This window comes from Neorhizobium sp. DAR64860/K0K1 (assembly GCF_050500205.1).
Classification (GTDB): domain Bacteria; phylum Pseudomonadota; class Alphaproteobacteria; order Rhizobiales; family Rhizobiaceae; genus Neorhizobium; species Neorhizobium soli.
The window spans coordinates 3,460,529-3,474,517 of sequence record NZ_CP191459.1 but is presented as its reverse complement, the minus strand read 5'-3'; the positions used below and the strand labels follow the sequence as shown (position 1 = coordinate 3,474,517).

12 protein-coding genes are annotated in these 13,989 nt (G+C 62.6%); 11 read left to right on the top strand and 1 reads right to left on the bottom strand.

Annotated elements, in window-relative coordinates; genetic code table 11:
* Positions 1–18: 18 nt before the first annotated feature.
* Genes cbiE through cobM form a run of 3 tightly spaced genes read left to right on the top strand, consistent with a single transcriptional unit; the run spans position 19 to position 2,419 of the window.
* Positions 19–1,251 (top strand): precorrin-6y C5,15-methyltransferase (decarboxylating) subunit CbiE, encoded by a 1,233-nt coding sequence (cbiE, locus tag ACQY1J_RS21400; protein ID WP_430250806.1) that lies wholly within the window; start codon positions 19–21, stop codon positions 1,249–1,251.
* Positions 1,248–1,634 carry a cobalamin biosynthesis protein gene (locus ACQY1J_RS21395; protein WP_430250805.1) on the top strand — a complete coding sequence of 129 codons (387 nt, stop codon included), beginning with the start codon at positions 1,248–1,250 and terminating at the stop codon, positions 1,632–1,634. Before cbiE ends, ACQY1J_RS21395 begins: the two co-directional genes overlap by 4 nt.
* A complete protein-coding gene (gene cobM / locus ACQY1J_RS21390) occupies positions 1,631–2,419 on the top strand; it encodes a precorrin-4 C(11)-methyltransferase (protein WP_430250804.1) in 789 nt (262 codons plus the stop codon). Before ACQY1J_RS21395 ends, cobM begins: the two co-directional genes overlap by 4 nt.
* On the opposite strand, the gene ACQY1J_RS21385 is transcribed toward cobM, so the two are convergent.
* A complete protein-coding gene (locus ACQY1J_RS21385) occupies positions 2,389–3,504 on the bottom strand; it encodes a cobalt-precorrin-5B (C(1))-methyltransferase (RefSeq protein WP_430252027.1) in 1,116 nt (371 codons plus the stop codon). The genes cobM and ACQY1J_RS21385 overlap by 31 nt on opposite strands.
* A gap of 62 nt (positions 3,505–3,566) precedes the next feature.
* Here ACQY1J_RS21385 and cobA point away from each other — a divergent pair, with 62 nt between their 5' ends.
* The 8 genes from cobA to msrA all read left to right on the top strand — a co-directional run bounded on the left by cobA (position 3,567) and on the right by msrA (position 13,988).
* The gene (cobA, locus tag ACQY1J_RS21380; protein ID WP_430250803.1) at positions 3,567–4,352 is read left to right on the top strand and encodes a uroporphyrinogen-III C-methyltransferase; all 786 of its coding nucleotides are present in this window, start codon (positions 3,567–3,569) and stop codon (positions 4,350–4,352) included.
* The gene (locus ACQY1J_RS21375) at positions 4,349–5,662 is read left to right on the top strand and encodes a cobyrinate a,c-diamide synthase (RefSeq protein WP_430250802.1); all 1,314 of its coding nucleotides are present in this window, start codon (positions 4,349–4,351) and stop codon (positions 5,660–5,662) included. Before cobA ends, ACQY1J_RS21375 begins: the two co-directional genes overlap by 4 nt.
* A 356-nt stretch (positions 5,663–6,018) precedes the next feature.
* Positions 6,019–7,608 carry an ABC transporter substrate-binding protein gene (locus tag ACQY1J_RS21370; protein ID WP_209902515.1) on the top strand — a complete coding sequence of 530 codons (1,590 nt, stop codon included), beginning with the start codon at positions 6,019–6,021 and terminating at the stop codon, positions 7,606–7,608.
* Between the two features lie 95 nt (positions 7,609–7,703).
* Positions 7,704–8,711: an ABC transporter permease gene (locus ACQY1J_RS21365; RefSeq protein WP_062576949.1), complete on the top strand. Its 1,008-nt coding sequence runs from the start codon at positions 7,704–7,706 to the stop codon at positions 8,709–8,711.
* Entirely contained in the window at positions 8,708–9,535 is an 828-nt protein-coding gene (locus ACQY1J_RS21360; RefSeq protein ID WP_113165455.1) for an ABC transporter permease, read from the top strand. The genes ACQY1J_RS21365 and ACQY1J_RS21360 overlap by 4 nt, the downstream gene beginning before the upstream one ends.
* Positions 9,528–11,171, top strand: coding sequence for an ABC transporter ATP-binding protein (locus ACQY1J_RS21355; RefSeq protein WP_430250801.1), 1,644 nt, complete (start codon positions 9,528–9,530; stop codon positions 11,169–11,171). Before ACQY1J_RS21360 ends, ACQY1J_RS21355 begins: the two co-directional genes overlap by 8 nt.
* Positions 11,172–11,191: 20 nt before the next feature.
* Positions 11,192–13,198, top strand: coding sequence for a CocE/NonD family hydrolase (locus tag ACQY1J_RS21350; RefSeq protein ID WP_430250800.1), 2,007 nt, complete (start codon positions 11,192–11,194; stop codon positions 13,196–13,198).
* 88 nt (positions 13,199–13,286) lie between these two features.
* Positions 13,287–13,988 carry a peptide-methionine (S)-S-oxide reductase MsrA gene (gene msrA / locus ACQY1J_RS21345; RefSeq protein ID WP_430250799.1) on the top strand — a complete coding sequence of 234 codons (702 nt, stop codon included), beginning with the start codon at positions 13,287–13,289 and terminating at the stop codon, positions 13,986–13,988.
* The last annotated feature ends 1 nt before the right edge of the window (position 13,989 follow it).

The following is a 13,989-nucleotide window of genomic DNA, read 5'->3' as shown; positions in this document are numbered from 1 at the left end:
TTGCCTCCTGAATCAGAAGTGAGAGCTTTAAACCAAAGCCGCTGGCTGTCCATCGTCGGCATCGGCGAGGATGGCGTGAACGGTCTCGGCGATAATGCCCGCGACGCGATCGCCGCCGCCGCCGTTGTTTTCGGCGGAAGGCGACATCTGGAGCTCGCCGCACCCCTCATCACTGGCGAAGCGCGGCCATGGCCGACGCCCTTCGATCCAGCGATGCGCGATGTCGTCGCGCTGCGTGGACGCAACGTCTGTGTGCTTGCCTCCGGCGATCCCTTCCTGTTCGGCGTCGGTGCAACGCTGTCACGCCATGTCCCGGCGGATGAATTCATCGCCTATCCGTCCTCGTCTGCATTTTCGCTCGCAGCATCGCGTCTCGGCTGGCCGCTGCAGGAGATCGAGACGGTCTCGCTGCATGGCCGTCCTCTGGATCTCATCCGCCCGCTTCTGCACCCAGGCCGGCGCGTGATCGCGCTGACCTCGGATGAGCGGGGCCCCGCGGAACTGGCGGCTCTCGTGACGGAGAGCGGTTTCGGGAAGTCGCAGCTGACCGTGCTGGAAGCGCTCGGCGGCCAAGCGGAGCGAATCCGCGTGGTGCAGGCGGACGGATTTGCATTGCAGGATATCAACGTGCTGAACGTCGTCGCGATCGACGTTGCTGCAAACGGTCCGGCGCGCATTCTGCCGCTGGGCTTCGGCCTTGATGATGCCCTGTTCGAGCATGACGGTCAGATCACCAAACGCGAGATCCGGGCCTTGACGCTGTCGGCTCTGTCGCCCCGGCGCGGCGAGCTGCTCTGGGATATCGGAGCCGGCTCCGGTTCGATCGGCATCGAATGGATGCTGGCCGATCCGTCGATGAAGGCGATCGGCGTTGAAGCCCATCCCGAGCGCGCCGCTCGCATCAAGCGCAATGCCGCACGCTTCGGCGTGCCGGGCCTCGTCGTGGTCGAGGGCGAAGCACCGTCGGCGCTCAATGGCCTCCCCCCACCGGATGCGATCTTTATCGGCGGCGGCGGCAGCGAACCTGGTGTCTTCGAGACGGCCGCTGCAGCGCTGAAATCAGGCGGCAGGCTCGTTGCCAACGCCGTGACGCTGGAGATGGAAGCGGTGCTGCTGACCGCAAAAGCCACGCTCGGCGGCAGCCTCATCCGAATGGATGTCTCGCGGGCCTCGCCCGTAGGGTCGATGCAGGGCTGGAAGCCGGCCATGCCGGTCACGCAGTGGACGTGGACAAAAGGAACAGAACCATGATCGTCGCCGGTTTGGGTTGCCGCAAGGGCACCACGCGCGCAGACCTTCTTTCCGCTCTCGATGCGGCCTGCACGGAGGCCGGTATCATCAGGGGATCGATTGGGGCGCTGGCCACCGGAGAGATCAAGCGGAAAGAACCGGGGATTCTGCAACTGGCCGAAACGCTGGGCATTCCGCTTCACATCGTCAGCGACCAGGCGTTGCTGGCGGCCGAGCCGAGAACCAAGACCGTTTCCCGCCACAGCCTTGCCCAGACGTCGTCATCAAGCCTCTCCGAAGGTGCGGCGCTTGCGGCTGCGGGAGAATGGTCCGAAATCATCGTACCGCGGTTGATATCCCAGGGCGCCACCTGCGCCTTGGCGCAAACGAAAGACTATTCATGACCGTCCACTTCATCGGCGCCGGCCCCGGTGCCGCGGATCTGATCACCGTCCGCGGCCGCGATATCCTCAGCCACTCGCCGGTCTGCCTTTATGCAGGCTCGATCATGCCGAAGGAACTACTGGACTATTGCCCGGCCGATGCAAGGATCGTCGATACCGGTTCCCTGTCGCTCGATGATATCGAGGCCGAATATGTTGCCGCTCACCGGGCCGGCAAGGATGTCGCCCGCCTGCATTCGGGCGATCTTTCGGTCTGGAGCGCTGTGGCCGAGCAGATCCGCCGGCTGGAAAAGCACGGGATCGACTATACGCTGACCCCTGGCGTTCCATCGTTTGCCGCCGCCGCAGCTGCGTTGCGGCGGGAGCTGACAATTCCCGAAGTGGCGCAAAGTCTGGTCCTCACACGCGTCTCCGGTCGCGCCTCGAAAATGCCCGAGGGAGAAACGCTGAAAGCCTTTGGCGCAACAGGTGCAACGCTTGCTATCCATCTTGCTATCCATGCACTGGACAGGATCGTCGAGGAACTGACACCGCTTTACGGCCCCGAATGCCCGGTCGCGATCGTCGTGCGCGCCTCATGGCCGGAGGAGCGCATCATCACCGGCACGCTTGCCGATATCGTAGCAAAGCTTGCCGCAGAACCGGCGGAGCGCACCGCGCTTATCTTCGTCGGCAAAGGGCTGGGAGCGACGGATTTCGTCGAGAGCCAGCTATACAATGCAGACTATGTACGGCGCTTCCGCCCCGGCTGGGATCAGCTCTCCGGCGCCAAGGACCCGGAATGATCGGACGGCGTGAATTCCGTTCGTCCGGCAAGCTGGCCGTGCCGGTCGAACACCAGGATCTCCAGCGCGATCTTAGGGTCGCCGAGCGACTTTGCGGCGGTCTTCCAGGCAAGCGCGGCAATGCGGTCACCGAGCTTCAGACCACGCGCGCCGGCCATCTCGAACGCCTGCGCGACGGTGTTTGCAGCGATGATTCGCGCTACGAGATCGGCATCGGCGCCAGCGTCTTCAGCCACCTTGGCAAGGGCTTCGAGATCGGCAAGCCCGCGCTTGGAATGCACGTCGAGCATGCCCTGGGCGAGCTTGGTCATCTTGGCGACACCGCCGGCAACGGTTACCTTCGGCACCGGATGGCTGCGGATATATTTCAGCATGCCGCCGACGAAATCACCCATGTCGATCAGCGCGACATCGCAGAGGTCATGATAGGCCTGCGCCGCCTTTTCGGACGTATTGCCGGTGGCGCCGGAAATGTGATCGAGGCCGGCCGCGCGGGCCACATCTATGCCGCGCCATATGGAATGGATCCAGGCCGAGCAGGAATACGGAATGACGATCCCGGTCGTGCCGAGGATCGATATTCCGCCGACGATGCCGAGCCGACCGTTAAGCGTCTTCTCGGCGATCTTTTCGCCGTCGGGCACCGAGATCTCCACCTCGAAATCGGCGCCCTCGCCGGCAACCTCTGTTATCGCCTGCGCAATCATCTGCCGTGGCACCGGGTTGATCGAGGGTTCGCCGGGTGGCAGCGGCAGACCGGGCCGCGTCACCGTACCGACGCCAGGTCCTGCCCTGAACGTGATGCCGCTTTTCGCCGCGCCGCGCCGCACCGTGCTGATGATCAGCGCGCCATGGGTGACATCTGGGTCGTCGCCGGCATCCTTGATGATGCCAGCCTTGGCGAAACCCTCGCCCACCTCTTCGATGGCCAGCGCAAAACCCGGCCGTTGGCCGCCGGGCAGGGTCACCTCCACCAGCGCCGGAAATTCGCCTGTCATCAGCGCCAGACAGGCAGCCTTCGTGGCCGCCGCAGCGCAGGTTCCCGTGGTCCAGCCACGTCGCAGGGTCTTGCTGTCAATATCGATGGCGGCTTCCATGGTCGTTTCTATAGCCCGGCCTTCACCGGCCGGCAAAAGGTTTGCACTCCATGCCCATGAATGAGTTGATCGAAACCATCGTCGAAGCACCGGAATTCGAGCCCGGCCATGTCTGGCTGGCCGGCTCCGGCCCCGGTCATCCGCGCTATCTGACGCTGGAAGTCGCCGATGCGCTGCAAAAGGCCGACGTGATCGTGCATGACGCGCTGGTCTCCGACGCCGTGCTGGCATTGGCGCAGACACACGACATGATCTTTGTCGGAAAGCGGGGCGGCAAGCCTTCGGTGGCGCAGGACGATATTACCGCACGGCTGATCGAACTCGCCAGATCGGCCAAACGCGTGCTGCGTCTGAAGGGCGGAGACCCGTTTATCTTCGGTCGCGGTGGCGAAGAGGCGGAGGCGTTGGTGAAGGCCGATATCCCCTTCCGGATTCTGCCCGGCATGACCTCTGCCCTTGCGGCACTCGCCTGTGCCAACATTCCGGCGACGACGCGCGGCATCAGCCGCTCGATCACGCTTGCAACCGGACATGCCGCCGGCACGCCTGGCGATCTCGACTGGAAAGCTTTGGCAAAGACGGGCGAACCGATCGTCGTCTATATGGGTGTAAGCACGATCGGCACGATCGCGCGGCTTCTGATGGAGGGCGGATTGGCAGGCGATACACCCGTCGCGGTTCTGATGGCGGCAACCACACCCCAGGAGAGGTCGATGACTGCGACGCTTGCAACCGTTGAAGCAGAAGTGCAGCGCCAGGATTTCCAGGCGCCGGCGCTGATCGTGATCGGCAGGATCGTCGATATGCAGGCCGTCCTTTCGGGACCTGCATCATGACGGCCCGCGCCCTGATCATCGGCGCACCGCGCTCCGGCTCCGGCAAGACCAGCGTCACCATCGGCCTGTTGCGCGCCTTCCAGCGGCGGGGCATCAGGGTGCGCGGCATCAAGACCGGGCCTGATTATATCGATCCGGGTTTCCACGAAGCGGCAACCCGCCTGCCCGGGCTCAATCTCGACAGCTGGGCCATGGCCCCCGATCTTCTGCGGCATCTGGCACGCGGCCAGGCAGAGGATGCGGACCTGATTCTGATCGAAAGCGCCATGGGTCTTTTCGACGGCATTCTAGGCGAACCCGGTCGCTCAGGTGCCGCGTCCGATCTCGCGCGCCTTTTCGGCCTGCCGGTTCTGCTGGTGCTCGACGTGTCGGGACAGAGCCAGACGGCGGCGGCCGTCGCCTGCGGCTTCATGCATTATGATCCGACCGTGAAAATGGCGGCCTGCGTGCTCAACCGGGCCGGAAGCGAGCGCCACAGAAAACTCTCGGGCGACGCCATCTCCGCGATCGGGCTTCCGGTTGTCGGCACGATTTTGCGCAACCCCACGCTGACGCTGCCCGAGCGCCATCTCGGCCTCGTGCAGGCAAGCGAACATCCGCAGATGGACGCGCATATCGATCGGCTGGCCGATGCGATGGAACAGTCGCTGGATCTCGACGCGATTTTCGAGGCAGCACGTCCGTTCGATATCCCATCCGGTACGACCGAAAAGGCATTGCCTCCGCCGGGACAGCGGATCGCTCTCGCCGAAGACGCCGCCTTTACCTTTCTCTACCCGCATATCAAGCGGGAATGGCAGGCGATGGGGGCAGAGATCATCCGCTTCTCGCCGCTTGCCGACGAGGCACCGCCTGCCGACTGCGACGTCTGCTGGCTGCCGGGCGGTTATCCCGAACTGCACGCGGGGCGGCTTGCAGCGGCTGACACGTTCAAGACGGGGCTGAAGACCTTCTCGCAGACCAAGCCGGTTCACGGCGAATGCGGTGGTTACATGGTGCTTGGCGAAAGGCTGGAGGATGCCGACGGCGTCAGCCACACCATGACCGGCCTGCTTTCCCATTCCACGAGCTTTTCCAAGCGTAAGATGAACCTTGGCTACCGCCAGGCGCGCCTGATGAGAGAAAGTGCCATTGGTAAAATAGGCGACGTGGTGCGGGGCCACGAATTCCATTATGCTCGAGTGATCGAAGCCGGAACCGACCAACCTCTCGCTATGATTGCAGATGGTCGAGGCGACGAAATAGGTCCGTCGGGCGGTTTCCGGGGAAGGGTGACCGGCGCGTTTTTCCATGCGATAGCGCGCGATTAGCAGGATTTGCATCCCTTTCGACAGGCGCCTAATTTTCGCAACCCATGGGGGGTTGCTAAATGTGTCGCATCGAAGGCACTTAATGTCGTAGCGAAGGCTCACCCACGCGGCAACGCGACCGTAATCTCCATCACGCCTCAACGGGCCTTCGATCGCTAAGCAGACTATTTCCCGAGGCATAGAGCTCGCACGATAAGAGCCGGGGACTGCATCAGAAAGGAAGTTATGTCGGCCGCAACCGAACCATTTCCCACGATCGACGGAATAATGCGCAAACCGCTGTGGAAGAGGAAACCCGGCGAGACAGCGCAGATAAAGAACGCAGAAAACTGCATCGAATAAAAGGGAACAGGGAAATGAACGATATTACGAAATACCTCGCTGGCCGTGTCACGACAGGTGGCATGAACCGCCGCGAATTCATGGGCCGCGCCATGGCAGCGGGCGTGACACTGGCTGCAGCAAGCCAGCTTTACGCAACCAGCGCCTCTGCGCAGGCCCCCAAGAAGGGCGGCAACCTAAAGCTCGGCCTCGAGGGCGGTGCAGCGACCGACAGCATCGATCCCGCCAAGGCAACCTCGCAGGTGATGTTCACCGCGGTCCGCACCTGGGGCGATACGCTGGTCGAAACCCATCCTGAAACCCGCGCACCGGTTCCATCGCTTGCCGAATCCTGGTCGCCATCGCCGGACGCCAAGACCTGGACCTTCAAGATCCGCAAGGGCGTGCAGTTCCACGACGGCAAGGAGATGACCACCGACGACGTGGTCGCGACCCTGAAGCGCCATAGCGATAGCAAGACCGAATCCGGTGCAGCCGGCGTTCTGAAATCCATCAAGTCGATCGAAAACAAGAGCGGCGATCTGGTCGTGACGCTCGACAGCGGCAACGCCGACCTTCCCGCGATCTTCACCGACTACCATCTCGTCATCCAGCCGAACGGCGGTGTCGACGCGCCGAATGCCGGCATCGGCACCGGTGCCTACAAGGTCAAGAGCTTCGAGCCTGGCGTTCGCATGACCTTCGAGAAGAACACTAGCGACTGGCGTTCCGACCGCGGTCATGTCGAGACAGTCGAAATCATCACCATGAACGACGCAACCGCCCGCATCGCGGCCTTGTCGTCCGGCCAGGTGCAGTTCATCAACCGCGTCGATCCAAAGACCGTGCCGCTTCTGACCCGCGCCCCGACGGTGCAGCTTCTGACCACGTCCGGCGGCGGCCACTACGTTTTCATCATGCATTGCGACAAGGCGCCGTTCGACAACAACGATCTGCGCATGGCCCTGAAACTGTCCATCGACCGCGAGGAAATGGTCAAGCGCATCTTGGGCGGCTACGGCAAGGTCGGCAACGACTTCCCGATCAACGATACCTATGCGCTCTTCCCCGAGGGCATCGAGCAACGCTCCTACGATCCGGACAAGGCGAAGTTCCACTTCAAGAAATCAGGCCATAGCGGCTCGGTGCTTCTGCGCACGTCGGAAGTTGCCTTCCCGGGCGCTGTCGATGCATCGGTTCTCTTCCAGCAGAGCGCGAAGAAGGCCGGTATCGATATCGAGATCAAGCGCGAGCCGGGTGACGGCTACTGGTCGAACGTCTGGAACGTGCAACCGTTCTCGGCCTCCTATTGGGGCAGCCGCGCCACGCAGGACCAGTTCTATTCCGGCGCCTATCTGTCGTCTGCAGACTGGAACGACACCCGTTTCAAGAACGAGAAGTTCGACAAGCTGCTGATCACCGCCCGCGGTGAACTGGATGAAGCCAAACGCCGTGAAATGTACCGCGAGATGGCGGTGCTGGTGCGCGACGAAGGCGGCACGATCCTGCCGATGTTCAACGACTTCGTGAACGCGGCGTCGAAGAAGCTTCAGGGTTACGTCAAGGACATCGGCAACGACATGTCGAACGGCTATGTCGCGACCCGCGTCTGGCTCGACGCCTGATACCCGACAGGGGCTTGTCCAGCCCCGCCGATGAATATGGACCGCAGGAAAACCTGCGGTCTGAACCCTTCATTTCGGATACGGGATCGCGCCACATGTCCAATTCCACAGAGGCTGGCGGCTCGCCGGCCCGCAGCTTGAGAGAGCGCTTTCCGCTGCTGAGCATTATCGCCCAGCGCATGGTGCTTTCGCTGATTCTGCTTCTGGCAGTGTCGGCCCTGATTTTCGGCGGCGTCGAAGCGCTGCCCGGCGATTTCGCCTCCACCTATCTCGGCCAGTCCGCGACGCCGGAGGCTGTGGCCAACATCACCGCGGAACTCGGCCTCGACCGGCCCCTTGTCACCCGCTATTTCGACTGGCTGGGCGGCGTCCTGCAGGGCGATTTCGGCACATCCTGGGCAAGCCGCAATTCGGTCTCCGAACAGGTCGGCAACCGGTTGGGCAATTCGCTTTTCCTCGCGGCCTTTGCGGCCGTCATCGCCGTGCCGCTGGCGATCTGTCTCGGCATGCTCTCGGTGCATTTCCGCGATCGTATTCCCGACAAGATCATCAACGTGATCTCGCTCGCGGCCATCTCGCTTCCGGAATTCTTCGTCGGCTACCTGCTGATCCTCTATTTCGCCGTCAATTTCGGCATCGCCACCTTTCCGGCCACCGTTTATCAGGGCATGGGCTTTCTGGAGCGCCTCCAGACGATCGCCCTGCCGACCGCGACACTCGTTCTCGTCGTGCTCGCCCACATGATGCGCATGACGCGGGCGGCGATCCTCTCCGTCATGTCCTCGGCCTATATGGAAACCGCCGAGCTCAAGGGCCTGTCCGGCTGGCGCGCGATCGTCAAGCATGCGGCACCCAATGCGCTCGCCCCGATCATCAACGTCGTGGCGCTCAACCTTGCCTATCTCGTGGTTGGCGTCGTGGTAGTCGAGGTCGTGTTCGTCTATCCCGGCATGGGCCAGTACATGGTCGACGCGGTAACGGTGCGCGACATGCCGGTCGTCCAGGCCTGCGGCCTGATCTTTGCGGCCGTCTACATCCTCCTCAACATGGTGGCGGACATTCTCGCGATCATCGCCAACCCCCGTCTGAGGCATCCACGATGAGATTGAGAGAAATCCCCATCACCGCCTGGGTCGGCCTGTTCGGCATCGCGCTCGCTGTTTTCTGCGCCCTGTTCGCGCCCTGGATTTCCCCTTACGGCGAGACCGAAGTCGTCGGCAATGTCTGGCAGGAGGCCGATGCGCAATTCTTCTTCGGCCTCGACAATCTCGGCCGCGATATCCTGTCGCGCCTGATCTTCGGTGCGCGCACGACGCTGATTGTCGCTTTGGCGGCAACCGTGATTTCCTTTTCGCTCGGGATCATCCTGAGCTTTACCGCCGCCGTTTCAGGTGGCCTCGTCGATACGGTGTTTTCCCGCTTCAACGACCTGATGATGTCGATTCCGACGCTGATCTTCGCGCTCGTGGTGCTGGCCGTTCTGCCGCAACACCTGATCGTGCTGATCCTGGTGATGGCGATCCTTGATTCCACCCGCGTCTACCGGCTTGGCCGGGCCGTGGCGCTGGATGTCGCCGTGATGGAATTCGTGGAAGCTGCGAAGCTCCGCGGTGAAGGCAAGATCTGGATCATCTTTCGCGAAATTCTGCCCAATACGCTCTCGCCGCTGCTGGCCGAATTCGGCCTGCGTTTCGCGTTTGCGATCCTATTTCTCTCCACCCTCTCCTTCCTTGGGCTCGGCATCCAGCCGCCGACCGCCGACTGGGGCGGCATGGTGAAGGACAACAAGGACGGCATCATCTTCGGCATTCCCGCAGCGCTTGTGCCTGGAACGGCGATTGCGGCTCTCGCCGTCTGCGTCAACCTTGTGGTCGACTGGCTCCTGAAGCGAACCTCCAGCCTGAAGGGAGGCCGCGGCGATGCGTGAAGCTTCATCCCATCTCCTGTCCGTCCGTAACCTCAAGATCGAGGCGACAAGCTATCCGCCCGGCGAGCAGCCAAAGCGGATCACCATTGTCGACGACGTCTCCTTCGATCTCGCCAAGGGCAAGGTTTTAGGCCTGATCGGCGAATCCGGTGCCGGCAAGTCAACGATCGGGCTCGCGGCGCTCGGCTACGGCCGCGGCGGCGCCGAAATCACCGGCGGCGAAGTGAAACTTGACGGCACCGACATCCTGCAACTGGGGAAGAGTGGCATCCGCAAGCTGCGCGGCGCCCGCGTCTGCTATGTCGCGCAATCGGCAGCTGCCGCATTCAACCCCGCCCACAAGCTCGGCGACCAGGTTATCGAGGCGACTGTCAAGCATCGCCTGATGAGCAAGGAAGATGCTCGCGAGCGCGCTCTCTACCTGTTCCAGGTTCTCGGTCTGCCGAACCCCGAAACTTTCGGCGATCGCTTTCCGCACCAGGTTTCCGGCGGCCAGTTGCAACGCGCCATGACGGCGATGGCGCTTTGCTCCAAACCCGACCTGATCGTGTTCGACGAACCGACGACCGCGCTCGACGTGACGACCCAGATCGACGTTCTCGCGGCGATCAAGCACGCGATCGAGGAAACCGATACGGCAGCGCTCTACATCACCCACGATCTGGCCGTCGTCGCGCAGATCTCCGACGACATCATGGTGCTGCGCCACGGCAAGATGGTCGAATACGGTCCCGTGCAGCAGATCATCGAGGCACCGAGACAGGATTACACCCGTGCGCTGGTCAATGTGCGCCAGGCAGCCCGCGAGGAGGCAGTTGACCAGACCGAAGCGGTTCTCAGGGTCGATCATGTCAGCGCCCAGTATTCGAACGGGTTCAAGGTGCTGCACGATGTTTCCCTGCATCTGTGCAAGGGCCAGACGCTTGCGGTCGTCGGCGAATCCGGCTCGGGTAAGTCGACGCTGGCGCGCGTCATCACCGGCCTGTTGGCGCCTAGCAGCGGCGCGATCACCTTCGAGGGCCGGCCGCTGACGCCGTTGCTGAAAAGCCGGCCGAGAGACGACCTGCGCCGCATCCAGCTGATCTACCAGATGGCCGATACGGCCATGAACCCGCGCCAGACGGTGCGCGACATCATCGGCCGTCCGCTGACCTTCTATGACGGCCTGCGTGGCTCGGCCAAGACCGCACGCGTCAAGGAACTGCTCGACCAGATCGAGATGGGCACCGGCTTTATCGATCGCTATCCGGCTGAGCTTTCCGGCGGCCAGAAGCAGCGCGTGGCAATTGCCCGCGCCCTTGCCGCAAGGCCCGAGCTCATCTTGTGCGACGAACCCACATCGGCGCTCGATCCGCTGGTGGCGGAAGGGATCCTGAAGCTGCTGATGAAGCTGCAGGAAGAACAGCAGCTGTCTTATCTGTTCATCACCCATGACATCGCCATCGTGAAGGCAATCGCCGACTCCGTCGCCGTCATGCATCGCGGCAAACTCGTCCGCTTCGGCCCGAAATCCCAGGCGCTGTCGCCTCCGTTCGACGACTATACCGACCTTCTCCTCAAATCCGTGCCCGAGATGCAGCTCGGCTGGCTGGAGAAGGTGCTTGCAACGCGGCGGATGGCGAGTGCCGGGAATTGAAGATCGATATTTGAGAGCGCATGAGCATGACTGACCGTTCCTTCACCGTCATCGAAAACCAGTGGATCAGGCTGAAGGACGGAACGCGTCTTGCCGCCCGCATCTGGATGCCTGACAATGCGGACGCCGATCCGGTGCCGGCCGTGTTCGAATTCCTGCCCTATCGCAAACGGGATGGAACCAGCCCGCGCGACGAATCCACCTATCCGGTGTTTGCGGCAGCAGGCATCGCCGGCGTTCGCGTCGATATTCGCGGCTCCGGGGAATCCGACGGCGTCATCGACGGTGAATATACCGAGCTGGAGCTTGCCAATGCCTGCGAGCTGATCGCCTGGATCGCAGAACAGCCCTGGTCGAACGGCAGCGTTGGCATGATGGGCATTTCCTGGGGCGGCTTCAACTGCCTGCAGGTGGCGGCGCTTCGACCACCAGCGCTCAAGGCCGTGATCTCGATCGCCTCGACCACCGACCGCTACAATGACGACATCCATTACAAGAATGGCTGCCACCTGTCGGCCCAGCTCTCCTGGGCCGCCACCATGCTCGCCTACCAGTCGCGCTCGCCGGATCCCGATATCGTCGGCGATCGCTGGCTTGAGATGTGGATGGAGCGGCTGGAAAACGAACCCTTCTTCCTGGAGGAATGGCTTTCCCACCAGCGCCGCGACGGGTTCTGGAAACACGGCTCCATCTGCGAAGATTATGCGGCTATCGAAATTCCGGCGCTCGTCATTGCCGGCTGGGCGGACGGGTATCGCAACACGCCGCTGCTGGCCGTCGAAGGCCTGGGCGACAAGGCGAAGGCTTTGCTCGGGCCTTGGGTACACAAATATCCGCATTTCGCCTGGCCGAAACCGCGCGCCGATTTTCATGGCGAGGCAATCGCCTTCTGGAACCGCTGGCTGCGGGGCGAGGAGAACGGGATCGAAAACCTAGCCCAGGTTCGCGCCTATATTCTCGACGGCCCGAAACCGGCGGTACGGCGCGATGTCGATCCGGGCTTCTGGGTATCCAAGCCTCACTGGAGCGCGCCGGAAAGCGAGTGCTTCTATGTCGACCAGTTCGGCACGCTGCTGGAGGGGATTCCGATCCCGCATGCACCGGCTCACGAGCTCTACCTCAAGTCGCCGCTCGACACCGGAACCGCGGCCGGCGAATGGTTTACATTGAAGCCCGACGGGGAACTTGCCGGCGACCAGCGCAGCGACGATGCGGGATCGCTGACCTTCCAGACACCGCCGCTTGCCGAGGCCAAAACCTTTCTCGGACGTCCGAGCATCACCTTGACGCTGCGCGCCGATGCCGAGCTCGCCAATCTTTGCGCCCGGATCGTCGATATCCATCCCGATGGCACGGCGACCCGCGTCTCCTTCGGCGTGATCAACCTTGCTCATCGCGACGGCAACGAGGATCCGCAGCCGCTTACTCCCGGCCAGCCGGTCGAGATCCGTCTTGATCTCGATGCCTGCGGCTACCGGTTCGGCGAGGGTCACCGAATCCGGCTATCGCTCTCGACCGCCTACTGGCCGATGATCCTGCCGCCGCCGGTCGATCCCGGCCTGACGATCGATATCGCTTCGCTTGGCCTTGCCATGCCGCTTCTCGGCGATCACGAGACATTCGAGATGAAGCAGCCGGCGAACCCGGATCCGCTGCCGAAGTATATCGAGCACGCGCCGTCCTCCACGCGCCGCACCGTCACCCGTGACCTCAGTGCCAACCAGACGCGCTACGAGGTGGCCGAAGACACCGGCCTTTTCGAACATCCCGGCACCGGCCTTTCCACACGGCAGTTGCGCGAGGAGACCTGGGCGATCGACCCGACCGATCCGCTGTCGATGACGGGCACTTCGGTCTGGACCTGCGATATGAAGCGTGACCGGTGGTCCGTCCGCACCGTCTCCACGGCAAAACTCGCCTGCACGGCGACCGACTGGCTGATCAGCGCCTCAGTCCTTACCTATGACGGCGACAGAAAGATCTTCGAAAAGACTTTCGAGAAGGCCATCCCGCGCGATCACATGTAAGCGGTGCCGTGGCCGGCTGTGTACGCCGATGTGATTTGACGGCGAGCCTGGATCCCTGAGACAGTACATGCGAACAGGAGGAGTTCTCATGGCAGTCTTCGCAAATCGTCTGGCGGCGGCAATGCTGACCGCCGTCGTGATGGCGTTCCCCGCATCGGCGCTGCGTGCGCAGGAGGCGGCCGTTGCCATTCCTGCACCGACGATCGACGAAGCCGCGAAGGGCAATGTCGAGAAGGCCATCTTCGCCGGCGGCTGCTTCTGGGGCGTTCAGGGCGTCTTCCAGCATGTGAAGGGCGTGAGCAACGCCGTTTCCGGCTATTCCGGCGGCGACCAGAAAACTGCTACCTATGAGACGGTCAGCTCGGGCAGATCGGGCCATGCGGAGGCCGTCGAGATCACCTTCGATCCGAAGCAGGTAAGCTACGGCAAACTGCTGCAGATCTTCTTTTCCGTCGCCCACAATCCGACCCAGCTGAACTACCAGGGTCCTGACCGCGGCCCGCAGTACCGATCCGCGATCTTCACCACGAGCGACGAGCAGAAGAAGGTGGCCGAGGCCTATATCGCCCAGCTTGATGCGACGAAACTCTATCCAGCCGCTATCGTCACGAAAATCTCCAGGCTTTCCGCCTTTTATCCGGCCGAGAAGTATCACCAGGACTTTCTGACGCTGAACCCCAGCTATCCCTATATCGTCTATAACGACATGCCGAAGATCGATAATCTGAAGGCGATCTTCCCGACTGCCTTCCGCGCCGATCCGGTTCTGGTGTCCAAGGCTAAGAGCTAGG

Excerpts from the sequence above, each read along its gene's own strand:
- ACQY1J_RS21395 (WP_430250805.1), top strand. The coding sequence starts at position 1,248 with ATGATCGTCGCCGGTTTGGGTTGCCGCAAGGGCACCACGCGCGCAGAC.
- cobM (WP_430250804.1), top strand. The coding sequence starts at position 1,631 with ATGACCGTCCACTTCATCGGCGCCGGCCCCGGTGCCGCGGATCTGATC.
- cobA (WP_430250803.1), top strand. The coding sequence starts at position 3,567 with ATGCCCATGAATGAGTTGATCGAAACCATCGTCGAAGCACCGGAATTC.
- ACQY1J_RS21375 (WP_430250802.1), top strand. The coding sequence starts at position 4,349 with ATGACGGCCCGCGCCCTGATCATCGGCGCACCGCGCTCCGGCTCCGGC.
- ACQY1J_RS21370 (WP_209902515.1), top strand. The coding sequence starts at position 6,019 with ATGAACGATATTACGAAATACCTCGCTGGCCGTGTCACGACAGGTGGC.
- ACQY1J_RS21365 (WP_062576949.1), top strand. The coding sequence starts at position 7,704 with ATGTCCAATTCCACAGAGGCTGGCGGCTCGCCGGCCCGCAGCTTGAGA.
- ACQY1J_RS21360 (WP_113165455.1), top strand. The coding sequence starts at position 8,708 with ATGAGATTGAGAGAAATCCCCATCACCGCCTGGGTCGGCCTGTTCGGC.
- ACQY1J_RS21355 (WP_430250801.1), top strand. The coding sequence starts at position 9,528 with ATGCGTGAAGCTTCATCCCATCTCCTGTCCGTCCGTAACCTCAAGATC.
- ACQY1J_RS21350 (WP_430250800.1), top strand. The coding sequence starts at position 11,192 with ATGAGCATGACTGACCGTTCCTTCACCGTCATCGAAAACCAGTGGATC.
- msrA (WP_430250799.1), top strand. The coding sequence starts at position 13,287 with ATGGCAGTCTTCGCAAATCGTCTGGCGGCGGCAATGCTGACCGCCGTC.